17 protein-coding genes are annotated in these 20,172 nt (G+C 73.6%); 4 read left to right on the top strand and 13 right to left on the bottom strand.

The features are described 5' to 3' along the window. Window positions 1-54: 54 nt before the first annotated feature. Complete coding sequence (locus MRBLML1_RS05065; protein WP_364512293.1) at window positions 55-1,827, top strand: hypothetical protein; 1,773 nt, start codon at window positions 55-57, stop codon at window positions 1,825-1,827. A gap of 156 nt (window positions 1,828-1,983) precedes the next feature. Beyond that, a complete protein-coding gene (locus MRBLML1_RS05060) occupies window positions 1,984-2,502 on the top strand; it encodes a hypothetical protein (RefSeq protein ID WP_364512290.1) in 519 nt (172 codons plus the stop codon). Here MRBLML1_RS05060 and MRBLML1_RS05055 read toward each other — a convergent pair. From MRBLML1_RS05055 to MRBLML1_RS05040, 4 genes are all read right to left on the bottom strand, one after another. Next, window positions 2,450-3,625, bottom strand: a complete 1,176-nt coding sequence (locus MRBLML1_RS05055) for a sensor histidine kinase (protein WP_364512288.1) — start codon at window positions 3,623-3,625, stop codon at window positions 2,450-2,452. The genes MRBLML1_RS05060 and MRBLML1_RS05055 overlap by 53 nt on opposite strands. After that, window positions 3,622-4,293 carry a response regulator transcription factor gene (locus MRBLML1_RS05050; protein ID WP_364512285.1) on the bottom strand — a complete coding sequence of 224 codons (672 nt, stop codon included), beginning with the start codon at window positions 4,291-4,293 and terminating at the stop codon, window positions 3,622-3,624. The genes MRBLML1_RS05055 and MRBLML1_RS05050 overlap by 4 nt, the downstream gene beginning before the upstream one ends. Before the next feature lie 13 nt (window positions 4,294-4,306). After that, a complete protein-coding gene (locus tag MRBLML1_RS05045) occupies window positions 4,307-5,086 on the bottom strand; it encodes a lysophospholipid acyltransferase family protein (RefSeq protein ID WP_364512281.1) in 780 nt (259 codons plus the stop codon). 85 nt (window positions 5,087-5,171) lie between these two features. Further along, on the bottom strand, window positions 5,172-6,386 hold the full coding sequence (locus MRBLML1_RS05040) for a pyridoxal phosphate-dependent aminotransferase (protein WP_364512278.1): 1,215 nt from the start codon (window positions 6,384-6,386) through the stop codon (window positions 5,172-5,174). Window positions 6,387-6,439: 53 nt separating this feature from the next. Between MRBLML1_RS05040 and MRBLML1_RS05035 the strand changes: the two genes are divergently transcribed. Further along, a complete protein-coding gene (locus MRBLML1_RS05035; protein ID WP_364512275.1) occupies window positions 6,440-7,093 on the top strand; it encodes a GNAT family N-acetyltransferase in 654 nt (217 codons plus the stop codon). Between the two features lie 24 nt (window positions 7,094-7,117). Here MRBLML1_RS05035 and trxA read toward each other — a convergent pair whose 3' ends face one another. From trxA to MRBLML1_RS05000, 7 genes are all read right to left on the bottom strand, one after another. Next, on the bottom strand, window positions 7,118-7,450 hold the full coding sequence (gene trxA, locus MRBLML1_RS05030) for a thioredoxin (protein ID WP_364512272.1): 333 nt from the start codon (window positions 7,448-7,450) through the stop codon (window positions 7,118-7,120). Window positions 7,451-7,497: 47 nt separating this feature from the next. Beyond that, window positions 7,498-8,475 (bottom strand): thioredoxin-disulfide reductase, encoded by a 978-nt coding sequence (trxB, locus tag MRBLML1_RS05025; RefSeq protein WP_364512268.1) that lies wholly within the window; start codon window positions 8,473-8,475, stop codon window positions 7,498-7,500. Window positions 8,476-8,556: 81 nt separating this feature from the next. Further along, window positions 8,557-9,321: a hypothetical protein gene (locus tag MRBLML1_RS05020; protein WP_364512265.1), complete on the bottom strand. Its 765-nt coding sequence runs from the start codon at window positions 9,319-9,321 to the stop codon at window positions 8,557-8,559. Window positions 9,322-9,359: 38 nt separating this feature from the next. Next, a complete protein-coding gene (gene sigM, locus MRBLML1_RS05015; protein WP_364512262.1) occupies window positions 9,360-10,079 on the bottom strand; it encodes an RNA polymerase sigma factor SigM in 720 nt (239 codons plus the stop codon). Continuing rightward, entirely contained in the window at window positions 10,069-11,973 is a 1,905-nt protein-coding gene (locus MRBLML1_RS05010) for a protein kinase family protein (protein WP_364512259.1), read from the bottom strand. Before MRBLML1_RS05010 ends, sigM begins: the two co-directional genes overlap by 11 nt. Window positions 11,974-12,031: 58 nt before the next feature. After that, a complete protein-coding gene (gene murJ / locus MRBLML1_RS05005; protein ID WP_364512257.1) occupies window positions 12,032-13,714 on the bottom strand; it encodes a murein biosynthesis integral membrane protein MurJ in 1,683 nt (560 codons plus the stop codon). Further along, window positions 13,711-15,936, bottom strand: a complete 2,226-nt coding sequence (locus MRBLML1_RS05000) for a DUF6049 family protein (protein ID WP_364512254.1) — start codon at window positions 15,934-15,936, stop codon at window positions 13,711-13,713. The genes murJ and MRBLML1_RS05000 overlap by 4 nt, the downstream gene beginning before the upstream one ends. 95 nt (window positions 15,937-16,031) lie before the next feature. On the opposite strand from MRBLML1_RS05000, the gene MRBLML1_RS04995 reads away from it, so the two are divergent. After that, a complete protein-coding gene (locus MRBLML1_RS04995) occupies window positions 16,032-17,465 on the top strand; it encodes a CCA tRNA nucleotidyltransferase (RefSeq protein ID WP_414691228.1) in 1,434 nt (477 codons plus the stop codon). On the opposite strand, the gene MRBLML1_RS04990 is transcribed toward MRBLML1_RS04995, so the two are convergent. Beyond that, the gene (locus MRBLML1_RS04990; protein ID WP_364512252.1) at window positions 17,440-19,125 is read right to left on the bottom strand and encodes a hypothetical protein; all 1,686 of its coding nucleotides are present in this window, start codon (window positions 19,123-19,125) and stop codon (window positions 17,440-17,442) included. The two genes, MRBLML1_RS04995 and MRBLML1_RS04990, sit on opposite strands and share 26 nt — an antisense overlap. Next, the gene (locus tag MRBLML1_RS04985) at window positions 19,122-20,168 is read right to left on the bottom strand and encodes a hypothetical protein (RefSeq protein WP_364512249.1); all 1,047 of its coding nucleotides are present in this window, start codon (window positions 20,166-20,168) and stop codon (window positions 19,122-19,124) included. The genes MRBLML1_RS04990 and MRBLML1_RS04985 overlap by 4 nt, the downstream gene beginning before the upstream one ends. Window positions 20,169-20,172 lie beyond the last annotated feature (4 nt).

Raw genomic sequence — 20,172 nt, 5'->3', positions numbered from 1 at the left:
CCGCACAGTGAGACAAGCCTAGGCAAGCGGCTACGGCGTCGGCATGCTGACCCCATGATCGAGCGGCAGCAGCTCATCGACAGCCTCCGCAGCGGAGAGCCGCTCGTCGTGGGTGACGGCACCCGGCCCAGCCCCGAGCGACTGGTGTCCGACTCTGCGGGCGACTTCGTCGTCGAGGCCGGCCTGCTGCGCAGCGTGCTGCTGGAGGTCATCCGCGGCAAGGTCGACGACGTGGATCCTCGTGGGCTGCGCGTGCGGGGTGCCGCGATCGTGGGCAATCTCGATCTCGGGCTGATGCGGATCCCCCACTCCCTGTCTCTCCACTCCTGCCTGGTCGATGGCACGGTGACGCTCACCAACGCGGAGGTCGGTGGCTGGTTGCGGATGACCGGCAGCCGCCTGGCGCGGGCGGACGCCAAGGGCTGGAGCCTGCGGGCCAACGGACTCGAGGTCGACGACGTCATGGCGCTCGACGAGGGCTTCGAGACGGCGGGAGGAGCCGGGCTGGGCAATGCGCACGTGCGGCGCCACCTCAGCCTCCGGCGCGCCCGCCTCGGGAAGTCCGGGACCCACTGGAGCGTGCTGGCGAGCCGGATGCAGGTCGGCCACGGGTTCGACGCGGACGGCCTGACGACCGCCGGCGCGGTCCTCCTCTCCGCCTCCCGGATCGGGACCCAGCTCGCGCTGCGCGGGGTCCGTCTCAACGGCGCGACCGACACAGGCTGGAGCCTGGTGGCGCAGAACCTGCAGGTCGACAGCGACGTCTTCCTCGACGGCGGGTTCGAGGCGACGGGCGCGATCACCCTTCACGGTGCGCGCATCGCGGGGCAGCTGGGCATGGTCGGTGCGCGGGTCCACGGGCGCTCCGATCAGGGCTGGAGCCTGGACGGGCAGGACCTGCGCATCGGCCAGGGCGCCTTCCTGCGGGACGGGTTCGAGATGGCGGGGCCCCTCAACCTCGACGGGGCCGAGATCGGGGGCCAGCTGAGCATGCGGGCCGCTCGGCTGGGGGGCCACACAGATCAAGGATGGAGCGTCAACGGCCGCAATCTCCGCGTAGCTCATGACGCCCTGCTCGGGCCGGACCTCCAGCTCGCCGGCAGTCTCTACCTGGTGGGTAGCAGGTTCCATCGCCTCGCCGTCGCCGCCGGCGCTACGGAGCCGCCTCCGCTCGCCAACGTCGCGGGCTGGCAGCTCGGCGACCTCATCGGCCGCCCGCGGACCGACCCGGGGTGTGCCGCCCGCTGGCTGGACAGCCAGACGACGGCGCAACCCTGGCAGGAGCTGGCGAACCTCTACGACCGCATCGGCCAGCCGAGCGACGCGCGGTGGATCCGCTACCGCTCGGCGGTCCGCTCGGCCCGGCACGGCTCGCGGTCGAGCCGGGTGGCGAGCTGGTTCTCCCGGTGGACGACCGGGCACGGCTACTACCCCGTCCGGCGCACGCTCACCTGCCTGCTGGCGGTGTTCGTGATCGCCCTCCTGCTCAGCTCGCAGCGGACCGACGACTTCACCACCGCGACCACCGCCACGATCCGCCAGGCGGTGCTCGACGATCAGCGAGTCGCAGGAGCAACGAACCCAGCAGCCGTGCCCGGACGGGTGCCGGCGAGCGCGTGGGACGAGCGGTGGGACGTCGCGCAGTTCCAGCCGCTGACCTACGCGCTCTCGACCGCCGTGCCGACGACGAGCAGCGCGACCAGCCAGCCCTGGACGCCGCGGACGGGGTGGCTGAGCGCGGTGCTGGCGGTGCTGAGGGCGTTGTCGTGGATCTTCACCGCGCTCTTCCTCGCCGGCATCACCGGCCTGCTGCGCAAGCAGACCTGAGCGACATGTCGACAAAGCAACAAAGCGACATGGCGATATATCGCTACGGCGTTGTCATGGTCCTGTGATGCCGCTGCCGCGTTCGTGTGAGGGGAGCGGCGGAGGCTACCGTCGTCGGCGAGAGCCGCCGGCGCTCGGATCGAGAAGGACCCCACCATGACCCTCCAGCGGACCAGCAACCGCATCGCGCTCCTCGGCGGCGCCCTCCTGCTCGTCGGCGGGTTGGCGGCCTGCGGTGTCGAGGACACCACGCCCGTCGCCGCCCACCCGCAGGTCGAGACCTCGGCCGACGCGGCCGCGGCGCGAGCCGGCGTCACCTTCCTGCTCGACTGCGTCGACGAGCCGGTCAGCAAGCCCACGTCGTTCACCGTCGCCTGTGCCGACGGCAACCAGAGCCTGACCGACCTCGAGTGGAGCAACTGGGGCGCGGACGAGGCGATCGCGACCGGGACGGTCGTCGCCAACAACTGCGACCCGAGCTGCGCGGAGGGCACGGACGTCAAGGCCCGGGTCCGAGTCACGGCAAGCGATCTCGTCGACGGCGAGGCGTCCGCGACCTACGGCAAGCTCACCATCAAGGTCACCGGGGACCTGCCGGAGGGCATGGACCCGGAGCAGGAGATCACCCTGCGGACGACCGACCCCGTGGACCCGGAGATGGGTCCGGGCTCCTGAAGGTGACGGTGACCTCGGCGCCGCCGTCGGGCGGGTTGCGCAGCTCCACGCTCGCCCCGAGCGCTCGCGCCTGACCCTGCACGATGGTGAGCCCGAGGCCGCTGCCGCGCCCGGTGCTGTGGAACCGGATCGCGCCGCGCTCGAGGATCTCGGGTGGGAAGCCCCTCCCCCGGTCCCGTACGACGAGCCGCGGACCCTCGATCGACACGGACACCTCGCCGGCGCCGTGCCGCTCGGCGTTGGCGAGGAGGTTGGTGACGATGCGCTCCACGCGCCGCGGGTCGGCGAGCACGTCGGCGTCCCGGACGACCCTCGCCGAGGGCACCAGGGCGGAGAGTGGCGACTGGGCGAGGGCGACCTCCTCGGCGCCGCTCTCCAGCCGGGCCACCTCCAGCAGGTCCTCCACGAGCCGGCGCAGCCGGTCGACGAGGCGGCGCACCAGGTCTGTCGACTCCCCGGGTGGGAGCAGCTCCGCGGCGCTGACGAGCCCGGCGACCGGCGTCCGCAGCTCGTGGGCGACGTCGGCGGAGAAGGCCTGCTCGGCCCGCAGCCGGTCGTCGAGGGCGGCCGCCATCTCGTCGACGGCGCCGGCGAGCGCCGCGACCTCGTCCCGGCCGCCCACCGAGAGCCGGGCGGTGTCCCCTGCGGCGACGGCGGCCGCGGCGCGGCGGATCCGGCGGCTGAGCCCGGTCGCGACCGCGAAGCCGAGCAGCCCGGTGAGCGGGACGGCGGCCCCGCCGGCCACCAGCATCTGCCGGCGCAGGTCCGCACGGGCGGCCCGCACCGGGGCGTCGGAGAGCGCGAGCGTCGCGACCCGTCCGTTGTCGAGCCGGCGCCCGGCCCACATCCGGCCGCCGGTGTAGTAGGTCGCCGAGCCCGCCCGCAGGTCGGCCAGCGCGGGCGGGACACCGTCGCCGTCGATGCTCAGCCCGTAGCGCAACGTCGCCTCGGGCTGCTCCCACACCAAGATGGCCGCGTCGAGCCGGGTGAGGGCCTCGGTCCGCAGCCGCTCCCGGGCGTCGGTCGCGGCCAGGTGGTCGATCACGAGCCCGACCCCGAGCAGCGTCGCGAGCGTCGCCCCCACCACCGCGACGGTGATCCGGGTGCGCAGCGAGTGCCTCACCGGCGGGCCATCTTGTAGCCCGCGCCGCGCACGGTGGTGATCTCCTCGGCGCCGATCTTGGCGCGCAGGCGCTGGACGGTCACGTCGACGACCCGTGCGTCGCCCCAGTGCGCGCCCTCCCAGACCAGGTCGAGCAGCTGGGTGCGGCTGAGCACGATGCCGAGGTTGTCGAGGAACGCTGTCAGCAGGCGGAACTCGGTGGCCGACAGGTCCACCGGCACGCCCTCGCGCAGCACGGTCATCCCGTCCACGTCGACGACCAGCGCGCCGTGGACCACCTCGCGGGTGGGCGCGGACCCGCCGCGACGGCGCAGCAGCGCCCGGAGCCGGGCCTCCAGCACGTCGCCGTCGAAGGGCTTCACGACGTAGTCGTCGGCGCCCGCCTCGAAGCCGACCACCTGGTCGCGCGGCAGGTCCCGCGCGGTGAGCAGCAGCACCGGGGTGTCCCCGCCGTGCGCGCGGATCCGCTCGGTCAGCCGCAGGCCGTCGAGCAGCGGCAGCACGACGTCGATGACCGCGAGGTCCACCTCCCGGGCCCGGTACGACGCCCAGCCGGCCTCGCCGTCGGCGGCCGTGACCACGTCGAAGCCCCGGGCCTCCAGGACCAGCCGCGTCGTCGTACGCAGGTCCTCGTCGTCCTCGACGAGCAGCACCAGGGGGCGGTCCACGCGGGTCAGTCCATCATGCGTCGCGCTGCTCCGCCGCCTTGGCCGCACGCTTGGCGGCCCGCTCCCGCAGCTCGGCCTTGTCCATCTCGTCGGCCTTCTCCGGGGTGGGCGCCGAACCGCCGAAGCGGGCGGGGATCCACCAGGAGCCGGGCTTCTTCTCCTCCTCGGGATACTCCGCGATGACCTCGTCGAGCATCCGCTTCATCGCCTCGCGCAGCGCCTCGGTCTCGGCGGCGACGTCCTCGCCGGTGGGGTACATCGGCTCACCCACCTTGACGATGATCGTCTTCGGCGAGCGGGAGAAGTCCTTCGGGTGGTCCTTGGTCATCAGCCGGTGCGCGCCCCAGACGATGACCGGGATCAGCGGCACGCCGGCGTCGGCGGCGATCCGGGCGGCACCGGACTTCAGCTCCTTGATCTCGAAGGAGCGGGAGATGGTGGCCTCGGGGTAGATCCCGACCACCTCACCGGCCTTGAGGTAGGCCAGCGCGTCCTTCATCGACTGCACGCCGGAGGCGCGGTCCACCCGGATGTGGTGGAAGGAGCGCAGCAGGTGACCGACGCCGGGGGCGTCCATCATCTCTTTCTTGATCATGAACCGGACCAGCCGCTTGCGCGGCTCGGCGCCCGCCCCGCCGTAGATGAAGTCGACGTAGCCGGTGTGGTTGATCGCGAGCAGCGCACCACCCTTGCGCGGGATCGCCTCCGAGCCGGACACCACCACCCGCTGGCGCATGAGCTTGAAGAGCACCTTGGCGGTGACGATGACGGGCGGGTACGTGATGTCGAGCACCGCTGGAGTCTGACAGCCGAACCTGAGAGAACGCGAGTGCCTGTCGCGCAGATCGCACGGGGAGAATTGCTCCCGGCGAACAAATTCAGCGACGCGTGGCCAGGAAGTCCGCGATCCGCCCGATGGCCTCCTCCAGCATGTCCACGTCCGGCAGGGTCACCAGCCGGAAGTGGTCGGGGGCGAACCAGTTGAAGCCGGTGCCGTGGGTGACCAGGATCTTCTTGGCCCGCAGCAGCTCGATGACGAACTGCTCGTCGTCGTCGATGGCGTAGACGTCGGGGTCGAGGCGCGGGAAGCAGTAGAGCGCGCCGGAGGGCCGCACCGAGGAGACGCCGGGGATCTCGTTGAGGAGCCGGTCGGCGAGCATCGCCTGCTCGTAGAAGCGGCCGCCGGGCACGATCAGCTCGTTGATCGACTGGTAGCCGCCCAGCGCCGTCTGGATCGCGTGCTGGGCCGGGACGTTGGCGCACATCCGCATGTTCGAGAGCGTGGTGAGGCCCTCCAGGAAGTCCTCGGCCAGCTCCTGCGGGCCCGAGACCATCACCCAGCCGGCGCGGTAGCCGCACACCCGGTAGGCCTTGCTGAGCCCGCTGAACGTCAGGCAGAGCACGTCGCTGCCGGCGGAGGCCGCGGCGTGGTGGTGCACCGCGTCGTCGAAGAGGATCTTCTCGTAGATCTCGTCGGCGAAGACGACCAGGTCGTGGCGCCGCGCGATGTCGACGAGGCCGTCGACCATCTGCTTGCTGTAGACCGCGCCGGTGGGGTTGTTCGGGTTGATGATCACCAGGCCGTGGGTGTTCTCGGTGATCTTGGACTCGATGTCCGCGAGGTCCGGCATCCAGCCGTTCTCCTCGTCGCAGCGGTAGTGGACGGGAGTGCCGCCCGACAGCGAGACCGCGCCCGTCCACAGCGGGTAGTCCGGCGCCGGGACGAGGATCTCGTTGCCGTCGTCCAGGAAGGCCTGGAGGACCATCGAGATCATCTCCGAGACGCCGTTGCCGACGAAGACGTCCTCGACGGCCGTGTCCTTCAGGCCGCGGGACTGGTAGTACTGCGCGACCGCGGTCCGGGCGGAGTAGATGCCCCGGGAGTCGCTGTAGCCCTGCGCGTCGGGCAGGTTGTGCACCATGTCGGCGACGATCGCCTCGGGTGCCTCGAAGCCGAAGGGTGCGGGATTGCCGATGTTGAGCTTGAGGATCTTGTGGCCCTCGGCCTCCAGCCGCTGAGCCTCGACCAGGATGGGACCCCGGACGTCGTAGCGGACGTTGGCGAGCTTCTTGGACTGGCGGATCTTGCGCACGGACCCCATCCTCTCAGGTCCGCGCCAGCGGATTTCGGCCTACCATCGTCGACGTGGCCCGTACGACGGTCCCGCTGACCCTCGACCTGCTCGACGCCCTCGACGCGCCGTGCCGCACCTGCCTGTTCTGGGAGCGGGAGCCGGTGCACCGCGACGGCCTCTCCCCCGACGAGCGGGCGCGCGAGAAGGAGGCCTGGGTCTCGGAGGTGCTGCGCGAGTGGGGCTCGTGCGGGCGGGTCGTGCTCGTGGACGGCTCGCCGGTCGGCTACCTCGTCTACGCGCCCGCCGCCTTCGTCCCCGGCGCCGCCGCCTTCCCCACCGCGCCGGTCTCCGCGGACGCGGTGCTGCTGACGACGGCGTGGATCTCCCCGGCGCACACCGGCGGCGGGCTGGGCCGGCTGCTCGTCCAGGGGATGGCGCGCGACCTGGTCGGCCGCGACGGGATCCGCGCGGTCGAGGCCTTCGCCCGGACCGGCGGCACGGCGCCGAGCGGGCACGCCGAGTGCGTCGTACCGGCCGACTTCCTCGCGCGGGTCGGGTTCAAGACCCATCGTCCGCACCCGCGCACCCCGCGGATGCGGATGGAGATGCGCTCGCTGGTGACCTGGCGTGGCGAGGTGGAGGCCGCGTGGGAGCGGCTCGTGGGCGTCGTACGACGGCCGGCGCCGGCACCCGTGCCCCGGGAAGCACGAAGCCCCCGGCCCTGACGGACCGGGGGCTTCGGAGCGGGCTCAGGCGTTGATGAACTCGTCGAGCTCCTTGAGGATCGCGGCCTTGGGGCGCGCGCCGACGATGGTCTTGACGACCTCGCCGCCGGAGTAGACGTTGATCGTCGGGATGCCGGTGACCCGGTAGGACGCCGGGGTGACCGGGTTCTCGTCGACGTTCAGCTTGTAGAAGCTGATCTTGTCGCCGTGCGCGCCGGCGATCTCGTCGAGGATCGGGGCGACCTGGCGGCACGGGCCGCACCACTCGGCCCAGAAGTCCACGAGGACGGGCTTGTCGGACTTGAGGACCTGCGCGTCGAACTCGGCGTCGGTCACGGCGGAGATGTTGTCGGCCACGGGGGCCTCCTTCGGATCGGGGTGAACGTGAAGTCTGGTGGTGGAACCTACGCGGTGACCGCGGCATTCCCGGTGGTCGCGGCGGCGTGGTCGAGGAAGCCGAGGTAGCGCTCCGCGTCGAGGGCGGCCGAGCAGCCGGTGCCGGCGGCGGTGATCGCCTGGCGGTAGACGTGGTCGACGAGGTCGCCGGCCGCGAAGACGCCGGGGATGTTGGTCGCCGTCGAGCCCGGCTGGACCAGGACGTAGCCGTTGTCGTCGAGGTCGACCTGGCCGGTGAGCAGCTCGGAGCGGGGCTCGTGGCCGATCGCGATGAACAGGCCGGTGGCGGGCAGCTCGCTGGTCTCGCCGGTGACGGTGTCCTTGAGCGTCAGCGACTCCAGCGAGTCCTCGCCGTTGATCGACTCGACCACGGAGTTCCACACGATCTCGAGCTTGGGGTCGGCGAAGGCGCGCTCCTGCATGATCTTGGAGGCGCGCAGCTCGTCGCGGCGCACGATCAGGGAGACCTTGGAGCCGAACCGGGTGAGGAAGGTCGCCTCCTCGACCGCGGAGTCGCCGCCGCCGACCACCGCGATGTGCTGCTCGCGGAAGAAGAAGCCGTCGCAGGTCGCGCAGTAGGACACGCCGCGGCCCGAGAGCCGCTCCTCGTTGGGGAGGTCGAGCTTGCGGTAGCCGGAGCCGGTGGACAGGATCACCGCCCGCGCGGTGTAGGTGTCGGTGGCGGTCTTGACGACCTTGACCTCACCGGTGAGGTCCACCTCGACCACGTCGTCGGCCACGAGCTCGGCGCCGAAGCGCTCGGCCTGCGCGCGCATCTCGTCCATCAGCTCGGGGCCCTGGATGCCGTCGCGGAAGCCGGGGAAGTTCTCCACCTCGGTGGTGTTCATCAGCGCACCGCCGGCCGTGACCGAGCCCTCGAAGACGAGCGGGCTCAGCTGGGCCCGCGCGGCGTAGATCGCCGCGGTGTAGCCGGACGGCCCGGACCCGATGACGATGACGTTGCGGGGCTCGGCGGACTCGGTCATGGGACTCCCCACGTAGTTGGACGGAACTGCACTCACCTGAACCCGATCGTAGGCGCCGGCATTCCCTTCGGCGACCCCGGCTCAGCCCGCGGCGGGCAGGGTGAGCGAGTGCAGCACGTCACCGGTGCCGCAGGTGAGCACCTCGGCGGCCTGGCTCGCCCCGACGGGCTGGCGGAAGGCGACGACGGCCGGCTGGCCGTCGTAGCGCACGGCGACGAGGTAGCCGGTGCCGAAGTCGGCCGGCTGGCACAGGAAGTCGGCCGGCGCCGTGAGCGTGGCGGTGGTGTAGTCGGCTGCCGCGGGGTGCGGCAGGGTGGCCCGCTGCAGCGCGACCAGGTCGGTGCGCAGGCGCTCGGGACGGACGTCGCGGACCGGCTGGTCGGAGTCGATCCGGCGCAGCACGGCGTCGCCCGGAGGGCTGCCCGGGGCCGGGCTGTCGGCCGCCGACGCGAGCGACTCGGCCTTGTCCTGCACCGATCCCGCACCGTCGGACGGCTCCGTGCTGCGCGCCGGCGCCTCGTCGGCGGTGCTGGCGGTGAGGTCGTCGCCGCGGTCGTCCGAGAGGTAGCCCGCGCCCAGCGCGACGGCGACGACCGCCGCCGCGGCGCCCAGCAGCACCCGCACCCGCAGCCGGCGCCGGCGTGCCGCCGCGTCGAGCGGTACGACGACCCCGGTGTCCTCCGGGTGCGACAGCCTCGCCCGCTCGGCGACCAGCCCGGCGAGCGTCTCGTCGAGCCGGCTCACCACGGGCGGCGGCACCTGCTCGGGCCCGCCCGCCTCGGCGAGGGCGCGGCGGACCGCCTCCTCGCGCGCGGGGTCGAGGGGCGGGTCGGTGGGTTCGGTCATGAGGGGTCCTGGTCGTGCGTGCCGGGAGCGGCAGGGGGTCAGTCGGCGGTGGGAGCGGGCGCGGCGGCCTCGGTGGCCGGTGGTCCGCGACGGCTCAGCGATCCGACGTCCGGCCCCCCGGCCGGGTTCCCCTCGACCGGGTGGGCTGCCGCCTCGGCCGGCCCGGTCACGTCGAGCACGTCCGCGAGCAGCACCGCGAGCCGAGACCGGGCCCGCGAGCAGCGGCTCTTCACGGTCCCCACGGCGCAGTCGAGGATCGCGGCCACCTCGGCGACCGGGTAGCCCTCCATGTCGACCAGCACCACGGCGGCCCGCTGCTCGGGCGGCAGGGTCGCGAGCGCGGCCCGCACCTGCTCCCGGCGCTCGGCGGCGAGCGCGCGGTCGACGGGGTCGGCGGGCGCGGCCGGGGTCGCCCGGACCGGCTCGGCCTGGTCGAGGTCCTCGGGGAGGGGCTCGGCCCGTCGTACCTTGGCGGCGCGCAGGCGGTCGAGGCAGGCGTTGACGACGATGCGGTGCAGCCAGGTGGTGACGGCGGCCTCGCCGCGGTAGGAGGAGGCGCGGCGGAAGGCCGCGATCATCCCCTCCTGGAGGCCGTCGGCTGCGGTCTCGGGGTCGGCGCAGGTGCGCAGCGCGACCGCCCAGAGCCGGTCGCGGTGCCGGGCGAAGAGCGTGCCGAAGGCGTCGTCGTCGCCGGCGACGTGGGCCGCGAGGAGGTCGGCGTCGGAGGCCGGACCGGTCGAGGTGGGCTCAGGAGCCACGCACCACCACCTCCGCGATCTCCCCCCGGAACTGAGCACCCTCGACCTCGGGCAGCGAGGTCAGCCAGACCACAAGGTAGCGGGCCGTGACCGGCTGCTTGCCCGCCGGCACGAGACTGACGACGCCCGAGCCGGACTCGGTCGCCATCGGTGCGCCGGTCGGCGCCTCGGTCGGCGGCGTGGTCGCGGCGTAGACCGAGAGCGTGGTCCGTCCCTCACCGACCCGTACGTCGACCGCGCTCACCTGCCGCACCGAGCCGAGGTCGAGCACCACGCCCACCCCGGTCTTGAGCCCGGGCGGCGGGCCGAGCTGGTCCTTGTAGGTGGCCGTGCGCCAGGTGGTGCCGGCGTCGCCGTCGGTCAGGTTGCCGACCGAGTCAGGGTTCTCGCCGTCCTCACCGAGCGGGTCGAAGTCGGTGGCGCTGACCCCCCGCAGCGGGGCGGACTGGCCCACCGTCGGCGAGCCGCTGCTCGTCGGCTCGTCGTCGCCACGGTCGCCGCCCAGCACGTCCCGGCCGCGGCCGAGGTTGAAGGCGATCGCGATCGCGACGAGCAGCAGGACGGCCAGCGCGACCGCCATCGCCAGGCGCAGCCAGCTGCGGCCGGGGACCGCCTCGCCGGTCTCGGTGGCGGGGTCGCTGGTGGCGTGGCCCGGGTCGGTGTCCCAGGGCCAGTAGCCGGTCGGGGGCGCGCCGTCCTCGCCCGGGCCGGGCGGCCAGCCGTTGCCGGCGGGTCCGGGCCCCAGGTCGGGCCGGGGCCGGCGTACGCCGTCGGGGGCGAAGAGCGGACGCTCCGGCGGCTCCTCGAAGGGCGGCGGGGGCGGGGGCGGCGTGGTCCGGGTGCGGATCCACTGGACGTCGTCGTCCCGCTCCTCGCCGAAGACCGGGATCCCGGCCTCGGTGGGCAGGTCGGTGACGCTCGGGATGTCGCCGGTGTCGTCGGCCTCGTCGCCGGACTCGTCCTCGGGCGCCGGGTCCGGTGCGGGCGGCACCACCGGGATGTCGTCCTGGGAGGAGTCGTGCGGCAGCGGGTCGGCCACCGCCGGCAACCAGACCGGCCGCAGCTCGTTGACCTGCGGGATCGCCTGCGCCAGTGACTCCGGCATGCCGGTCGGGTCGCCGACGAAGGCGAGCAGCTCGTCGGCGATGCCGCGGGCGCTGCTCACGTCCGGGTGCTCGCTGGCGCCGAGCAGGCGCCGGCCGTGGAAGCTGGTGCAGTCGAACTCGCGCCAGACCAGGTCCAACGGCTTCGGTACGCCGGCGCGGACCTGCCGCGGGCTCAGGAAGCCGCCGTTCTCGCGGGGCGCCGCCGGCACGATCGAGCCCGAGGGCCCGGGCCACACCCCGGTCAGCGCGCAGTAGAGCAGCCCGCCGAGGTCCTCCAGGTCGCCCTGGACGTCACCGGGCTCCAGCCCGTGCAGGGCGGCGTCGACGCACATGCCGATCAGCCGGACCGCGCCGTAGCGGTCGACGAGGACGTTCTCCGGGTTGAGCCGGCCGTGGGTGACCCCCGCCTCGTGGGCGCGCGCGATCGCGTCGGCCACGTCGGCGACCAGCCACGCCGCGCGGCGCGGGCCGAGCGGGCCGGCGTGGGTGACCAGGATGTCGAGCGAGGTGCCGGTGCCCCACTCGTTGACCACGAAGCAGCGGCCGTCCTCCTGCTGGGCGTCGAGCACGCGCAGGATGCGCGGGTCGAGCACGCCGGCCGAGGTCCGCGCGGCCTCGACCAGGCCGGGCGCCCGCGGGTCGTCGACGTCGATGACGTGCAGCGCCACGAAGCGCTCCAGGACCGCGTCGTGGGCACGCCAGAACCGCCCGCCGCCGCTCTCGCTCAGCAGGTCGATCAACCGGTAGCGGCCAGCGAGGACATCCCCCGACCGCGTCGACGTCGCCACCCCAGTCCCTCTCTGATGATCACTGGCCATCCTAGGCGGGAACTCCTGGCGATGCGGGTCAGCGGCTCACCCGGGCGAGCACGGTGCCGACCACCGAGCTCACCTCACGGATCCGCAGGACGGTGGCCGCGGCCAGCAGGGCACCGCCGCCGGCCGCCCCGACGACCGCCACCTCGACCGCCGCCCACACCCAGCCCGGCGAGGTGGTGAGCTCGGCGATCGAGTCGTCGACGACGACCAGGACCAGCCGGGCGACGGCGTACACGACCAGGGCGGCGCCCAGCAGGCGGACCAGGTAGCCGCGCCAGGCCCGGGCCCCGCCGCTCGCCGGGTGCCCGCCGCGGCGCAGCAGCCGGACCAGGACGAGGCTGGAGAGCGCGCCGCCGACGGCGTACGCGCAGGTGTAGGCGATGACCAGCATCGGCGCGGTGTCCCACGGGTCGACCAGGCGGGTGAGCAGGATCGCGAGCCCTATGTTGGTCGCGGCGATCACGCACTGCACCCAGAACACGGTGCGGTTGCGCTCCAGGGCGTAGAACCCCCGCAGCACCAGGTAGTGGACGGTGAAGGCGACCACGCCGAAGCCGAAGAGCACCATCGACGGCTCGAAGCGGTCGTAGCTGTCCTTGGTCGCCCCGTGCCCCCAGATCACCTGGGCCAGCGGCAGGGCGATGGAGGGCAGCAGCGCCGCGAAGGGGACGACGACCGCCAGCGCCGTGCGCATCGTGCTGCCCAGCGTGGTGGCGAGGCGGCCCAGGTCGTCGTTCGCGGCGGCCGCGGAGAGCCGGGGCAGGATCGCGGTGGCCAGCGAGACGGTGATGATGGAGTGCGGGACCATCACGACCAGCATCACGCTGGAGTAGATCGTGATGCCGGTGCCGTCGTCGGCCGACGCGGTGCCGTTGGAGGCGAGCCGGACCACCACCACGTAGGCCGCCTGGTTGACGATGACGAACAGGACCGTCCACACGCCCAGGCGCATCGTCTGGCCCAGGCCGACGCCACGGAAGTCGAAGCGCGGGCGGTAGCGGATGCCGGCCGCGCGCAGGAAGGGCACCAGCACCAGCAGCTGGGCGGCGATGCCGACGGTCGAGCCGATGCCGAGCAGGCTCTCCTGCGCAGGGCTGAACGGGCCGACCCGCTCGGAGACGGTGGCCGGGCCGAAGGCCAGGAGGTAGGTCGCCAGCACCGCGACCGAGATGACGTTGTTGGCGATCGGCGCCCACATCATCGGCCCGAACTTCCCGCGCGCGTTGAGCACCTGCCCGACCAGCACGAACATCCCGTAGAAGAACACCTGCGGCAGGCAGAACCGGGCGAAGTCGATCGCCGACTGGCGCTGCTCGGCCAGCGCCGGCTCGTCCCACTCCGAGCCGAGGACCAGGTCCATCACCGCCGGTGCGAACACGACGAGCAGGACGGTGACCGCGCCGAGGAAGAGCACGGCGAGCGTGATCACCCGGTCGACGTACGCCGCGCCGCCGTCGGTGTCGTGCTTCATCGCCCGCACCAGCTGGGGCACCAGCACCGCGTTGAAGACGCCGCCGGCGAGCAGCACGTAGAGCATGTTCGGCACCGTGTTGGCCACGGTGAAGATGTCGGCGTGCAGCGCGACGCCGAGCGCGGCGGCGAGCAGCGTGGAGCGGATGAAGCCGCTGAACCGCGAGACGATCGTCCCCGCCGCCATCACCGCGGTGTTGGCGAGGATCTTCCGCTCCTCGGCGGACTCGGCCCCGCTCACCCGGCCTCCCCCGCGGCGTCCGCCCCCCGGCGGCGGAACCGGCGGACCAGGCGGATCGCGATCGCGACGAAGAGGATGCCGACCCCGGAGCCGATGATCACCCAGATCACCACGCCGACCTGGCCGGTGCGCAGCGGCAGGGTGTCCGCGGCGCCGAGCGCGGTGCCGTCGGCGTCGACCACCCGCAGGGTGACGTTGTGGACGCCGCTGCGGGTCATCTCCGCGCTGACCGGGACCGAGGTGCGGCTGTTGGCGGCCAACCGGACCGGGTTGGTCACCCGGATCCGGGCGCCGGAGTCGGTGGTGGCGGCGACGTCGACGGTGACCGGCTGGTCGAGCTCGTTGCGCAGCGCGATGTTGAAGCTGCCCGACGTGCCGGACAGGGTGACGCCGCTGGGGGCGTCGATGGTGATCGCGCCGAGCTGGCTCTCGGTCCAGTCCTTGGTGCGGGTCAGCCGGGCCCCGGCGTCGGCGTCGTCGCGCAGGGCGTACGACGTGCCGGCGAGCGCCTCGGCGACCAGCTCGGTGCCGACGGTGTAGTCCTCGCCGAGGATCGACTGCAGGGACCGGCCGGCGCGGATCAGCTGGCCGGCCTCGATCAGCACCCCGCTGCTGAGCTCGGCCTTCTCCTGCGCGGGCGGATAGCTCAGCTTCGCGGTGTCGACCTGGCGCTCGGCCGCGGGCTCGCCGTCGGCGGGGGAGCCGGCCGGCACGATCAGCTCGCCGAGCCCGACCAGGTCCAGCCAGGGGACGTCCAGCTCGCGCCAGAAGGCCTGCGCGCCGGTGCCGGTGATCGAGTCCGGCAGCACGACGGTGAGCGGGTCGGGCTGCTTGCCGCCGGCCCGCAGCAGGCGCACGACCGCCTCGCTGAGGATCCGCTGGCGCAGCGCCACCGGGGCCAGCGCCGCGTCCGGGCCGGGCCCGCCGGTCGCGGCGGCGGTGGAGGTGACCACCACCGGCCGATCGTCGACCAGTCCGCCGACGGGCGGACGGGCGGTGAAGTCCTCGCGCGGGAACATCTGCTCGCCCAGCAGCAGGCTCGCGTCGTCGTCGACCGCGTCGATCCCGGGGAGGTCGAGGTAGCCGTTCGGCGGCGCGACGACCGGCAGCGTGTCCAGGTCCCAGGTGGAGACCTCGGTGCCGGTGAGCTGGCGGGCCGCGCGGTAGAGGCTGGGCAGGGTGTCGGCCGCGGCGGCGACGTCCGGGTCGCCGTAGGGCAGGGCGGCGACGGTGCCGGAGCGCAGCTGGCTCTCCGCGCGGCTCAGCCAGGTGCGGGCCGAGGCGGCCAGCGGCGTGTCGGGGTCCGGCGCGTCGGCGTCGTCGCCCTCCGGCGTCGGCGAGGCGCCGTCGCTCGGGGAGGGGTCCTCGCCGGGCGGCACCTTCGGCCGCACCGCGCGCTTCGGGTTGCCGAGCGCGAGCTGGCGCACCGCGTCCGGGACGGCGGGGTCGAGCAGCCAGGTGACCGGGGCGATCCCGGCCGCGGCGGCGCCGAAGGACAGCGGCCCGCCGAGCTCGCCGTCGAAGCGCAGCGCCTGCTCCCAGGTGCTGCTCTGGTCGAGGGTGCCGTCCTCCTCGTGCGCGATCCGGGCCCGCAGCGGCAGCACGACCGCGGTCTTCACCGAGGTGGCCCGGGGGCTGCGGACGTAGGGCAGGAAGGTGCGCGCGCGGCCCACCGCGTTGCCGTCGTTGCCGCTGGTCGGGCTGGTGCCGAGCGCGTGCACGCCGAGCCAGTAGACGCCGGTCTCCGGGTCGCCGAAGCGCGCGCGCAGCTCGGACTGCGGGATCGTCAGCGTGTACGTCGCCGACTGGCCGGGCTCGAGCCGGTCGACCTCGAAGCGCACGTTGGTGTCCCGGGTGCCGACGAGCGACATCGGGTCGGAGGAGGCGGCGTCGGCGAGCGCGGCCGCGGTGGTCATCGCCGGCGGGCAGGCGTTCTGCGCGCAGTCGGGGCCGGCGTTGAAGACGGGGTAGAGCCGGACCCCGGTCCAGGTCTCCAGGTCGGTGTTGGTGACCTCGCCGCTGATCACCAGCGGGCCGGTCCGCGGGAGCACGCCGGGCTTGAGGGCGTCGATGGTGATGGCCAGCGGTGCGTCGTACTGGTCGTCGGGGGCGGCCGCCGGACGGGGCTCGGCGCTCGCCGGGGGCGCCGCGACCGAGGTGGCGAGGGCCAGTCCCGTCACCACTCCCGCGAGCGCGCGCAGGAGTGCAGGACGGCCGACCACGCCCCCGAGGGTAGTGGGGCGACCTGTGCGGGTCGGGGACCCGCCTAGACTCTTCGCCCGTGACCGACGACGACCGCTCCGCCGCGCCGCTGCGCCTGGTCGACGTCCAGGCGGCCGTCGCCGCCGAGCTGGACCGGATCGCACCGGTCATCGACGAGCTGGGCGCGCTGTTCGCCGACGCCGGGCACGAGCTGGCCCTGGTCGGCGGGCCGGTGCGCGACGCGATGCTCGGCCGCCGTTCCAACGACCTCGACCTCACCACGTCCGCCCGTCCCGAGCAGACCGACAAGCTGTTGCGGGCCTGGGGCGACGCCTGGTGGGACATGGGCCGCGACTTCGGCACCATCGGCTGCCGCAAGGGCGACTGGGTGGTCGAGGTGACGACCTACCGCTCGGAGTCCTACGACCCCGGCTCCCGCAAGCCCGAGGTGCAGTACGGCGACAACCTCGCCGGCGACCTCGGCCGCCGCGACTTCACCGTCAACGCGATGGCCGTGCGCCTGCCCGGCCGCGAGATCGAGGACCCGTACGGCGGCGTGCTCGACCTCGCCCACCAGGTGCTGCGCACGCCCGGCACCCCCGAGCAGTCGTTCTCCGACGACCCGCTGCGGATGATGCGCGCGGCCCGCTTCGCCGCCCAGCTGGGCTTCACGGTCGACCCGGCCGTGCGGCAGGCGATGACCGACATGGCGGAGCGGATCGAGATCATCTCCGCCGAGCGGGTGCGCGACGAGCTGGTCAAGCTGGTCTGCGCGCCGCACCCCCGCGCCGGGCTGTCGCTGCTCGTCGAGACCGGTCTCGCCGACCGGGTGCTGCCGGAGCTGCCGGCGCTGAAGCTGGAGCGCGACGAGCACCACCGCCACAAGGACGTCTACGAGCACACCCTCACCGTGCTGGAGCAGGCGATCGACCTGGAGCCCCGGCTGGCCGAGCGGGCCGGCCTGCCGGCCGGGCCCGACTTCGTCTCCCGCTTCGCCGCGCTCATGCACGACGTCGGCAAGCCGCGCACCCGGCGCTTCGTCGACGACGGCACGGTCACCTTCCACCACCACGACGTGGTCGGCGCCAAGCTGACCCGCAAGCGGATGAAGGCGCTGAAGTTCAGCAACGAGCAGATCGAGGCGGTCAGCGACCTCGTCGAGCTGCACCTGCGCTTCCACGGCTACGGCTCGGGCGAGTGGACCGACTCCGCGGTGCGCCGCTACGTCCGCGACGCCGGCGACCAGCTGGAGCGGCTGCACGTGCTCACCCGGGCCGACTGCACGACCCGCAACCAGCGCAAGGCCGACCGCCTCCGCCGCACCTACGACGACCTGGAGGCCCGCATCGACCGGCTCGCCGGCGAGGAGGAGCTGGCCGCGATCCGCCCCGACCTCGACGGCAACCAGATCATGGCGATCCTCGACCTGGCCCCGGGCCGCGAGGTGGGCCAGGCCTACCAGTTCCTGCTCGACCTGCGCCTCGACAACGGGCCGATGTCGGCGGAGGACGCCACCGCCGCGCTCAAGGAGTGGTGGGCGGCGCGATGAGCCCGAGCTTGTCGGTGAGCCGGTCCAGGAAGCTCCCCGACGCCTGGTCCGTGCTCTCGTAGTCGGCCGCGGTCTGCACCAGGCCGGCCGCGGTGACGTCCGCGGTGATCCGCCCCTCGTCGAGCCAGCGCGCCGTCGTGTCGAGGTGGCTGACCAGCGCCACGGAGTAGGTCACCGCCTCCAGCACCTCGGCGATCGCGGTGGACGGCAGCGTCAGCCGGGCGATCTCGGTCTCGCAGCGGTCCAGCGCCGACTCGGCGTGCCGGAAGGAGGTGCTCGCCTCCTGCAGGGTGTGCGGCTCGACCTCGATCGTGCCGTCGATGCCCACCTCGTCGTACGGCGTGAAGCTGAGGTGGGTGCCCGCCCACAGCGAGCTGACCGGGTTGCCGTTGGCGTCGACGTACGCCGACGAGCCGGACTCGTGGGTGGTGAGCAGCCCGCCGGGGAGCGCGGCGACGCCCTCGGACATGTTCGGCAGCGACTCGAAGCCCTGCTGGGTGCCGAGCTGACCGGTCGAGGTGAGGTGGTCCAGGTCGTAGACCTGCAGGGTGCTCGGGTTCTGCCGGCCCTCGGAGGTGCTGAAGACGATGTGCCCGTCGTGGATCGCGACGCCCTGGGCCTCCCCCGGTGTCTCGTAGGGGCCGCCGGTCTTGACCCAGCGACCCGAGGCGTCCTGCTCGTAGGTGTAGAGCTCGCCCGGCTCGTCGGGGTCGTTGGTGAACGTGCCGGCGTACATCACCCCGCCGTGGATGGTGGAGTAGGCACCCGCGTCCAGCGTCTGCGGGCTGCCCTGCACCGGCACGGTCTGGCCCGGGGTCGCGCCGTTGATGTCGCCGAGGTCGTAGGTGTAGAGCCGCGGCGGCTTGTCGGAGGAGGTGACGAAGACCTGGCCGTCGTGGACGGTGACCCCGCCGGCGTGGTCGGGCGCCGCGCCGTCGTAGGGGCCCAGCCGGACGGTCTGCACCAGCTCGCCCGTCTCCGGGTCGACGATCGAGAGCTCCGCCTCGCCGTCCTCGTTGTACGACGTCTGGACCAGCATCCCGCTCGCGGGGTCGTAGGCCAGCCCCTGCGGGGTCCAGCCGTCGTCGTCGTTGCCGGTGGCGAAGGTGTTGGGGATGATCGGCCCCAGCGGCTGGGTCGGGTCCTCGAGGTCCTCGCGCATCGAGCGGGCCAGGCCGTTCTCGAACCACTCCCGTTCCTCCGCGGTGAGCCCGTCGGTCTGGAAGAAGTCGCGCGCCTCGTCGATCCGGTCGCCGAGCTGGTCCTTGATGTCCTCCAGGTAGCCCACGACCACGGCCCGGTAGATCATCAGCAGCAGGCCCGAGGTGACGGTCTGCTTCAGCGTGCGCCAGGTGGTGATCTGACGGGTGGCCTCGGTGTCGGCCCAGGTCTGCGCGCCGTGGACCATCTGCACGGAGAGCTTGGCCCGGTTGAGCCGGACGTAGGACATCTCCGCGGTGGCCCGGGCCGCCCAGGCGTTCATGTTGAACTGCGTGCGGGCGCTCGGGCTGTTCCAGTTGGGCTGGTCCTCGGCGAGCACGATGTCGTCGATCGCCCCGCTCACGTGGGTCATCGCGGTGCCGAGGTCGGCGATCAGCGTGGTGAGGGTGGCCGGGTTGCCGGAGGTGATCTGCTCGTAGAGCTCCTCCGGGCCGGTCACGGCACCTCCAGCGGCCGGGGCACGAGCACGCCCGGGCCCTCGCGGCCGACCGGCACGAGCGCGCCGTCCTCGGTGCCGGGCACGGCCGCGCAGGCGCCGGAGGGCACCTGGCAGGTGATCAGGACCGGCTCGCCCGCGCCGCCGGCGGGGTCGGTGCGCACGGCGGTGCCCACCGCCGTGGTGGCGTCGAGCCAGGAGTCGAGGGTCCAGGAGATCTCGCCCGCGCCGGGCGCGAGCGGGTCGACCCCCAGGTCGGCGGCGCTCAGCCGGGTGGTCACCACGGTGCCGGCGTCGGCCACGAGCGTGGGCGCCGCGCCCGAGCGGGGCCGGATGGCCCACGCCCCGTCGGGGCTGTCGGGGACGAGCTCGGGGTGGAGGCCGGCGTACCAGGGCTGGTCGGTGAGGATCGTGCCCGCGTCGCCCAGGACGTCCACGCTGCCGGTGCGCAGGTCGACGGCGCGGAGGTCGGCCGTGGTGAGCACGTAGGCACGGCGCTCGTCGACGCCGACCACCGCCGGCTCGAGCTCCTCGTAGAGGTCGGCGAGGTCGTCGCTCCCCGGGTCGCCCATGCCGGCGTCGCTGCGCAGCACCTCCGTGCCGGTGGCGAGGTCGACGACCACCGCCTCCGCGAGCGGGGTGTCGAAGCGGTCCCTGCGGCCGGTGTGGTCGACCAGCGCGAGGTAGCGCCCGTCCGGGGACACCGTCAGGCTCTGCGGGTCCGGGCGCGCCGGGAGGTCGTCGCTGCCGTCGGGCCCGACCCGGCGCAGCGTGTCGTCGCCGGCGCCCACGACGTAGGCGCCCCCGCGGGCGAGCACGAACGAGCGCAGCTCCTCGCCGGCGTCCAGCGTCGAGCCGTCGCCGAGGTGGATCGTGCCCTCGCTGCTGGCCCAGGCCAGGCCGCGCAGCTCGACCTCGACGCGCGTGGCCGGCCAGCCGGCCGGGGCCGGGTCGTCCGGTCCGGCGTCGTCCCCGCACCCCGCCAGCAGCGGTACGACGAGCGCCAGCGCCGCGAGGCGGGCCGGTCGCGCGGGCGTGGTGCTCATGCGG

Origin of the sequence: Nocardioides sp. LML1-1-1.1 (assembly GCF_040676175.1) — a bacterium.
Lineage (GTDB): Bacteria > Actinomycetota > Actinomycetes > Propionibacteriales > Nocardioidaceae > Nocardioides.
Note: the sequence above shows the minus strand (reverse complement) of the source record. Positions and strands in the feature narration are given on the sequence as shown.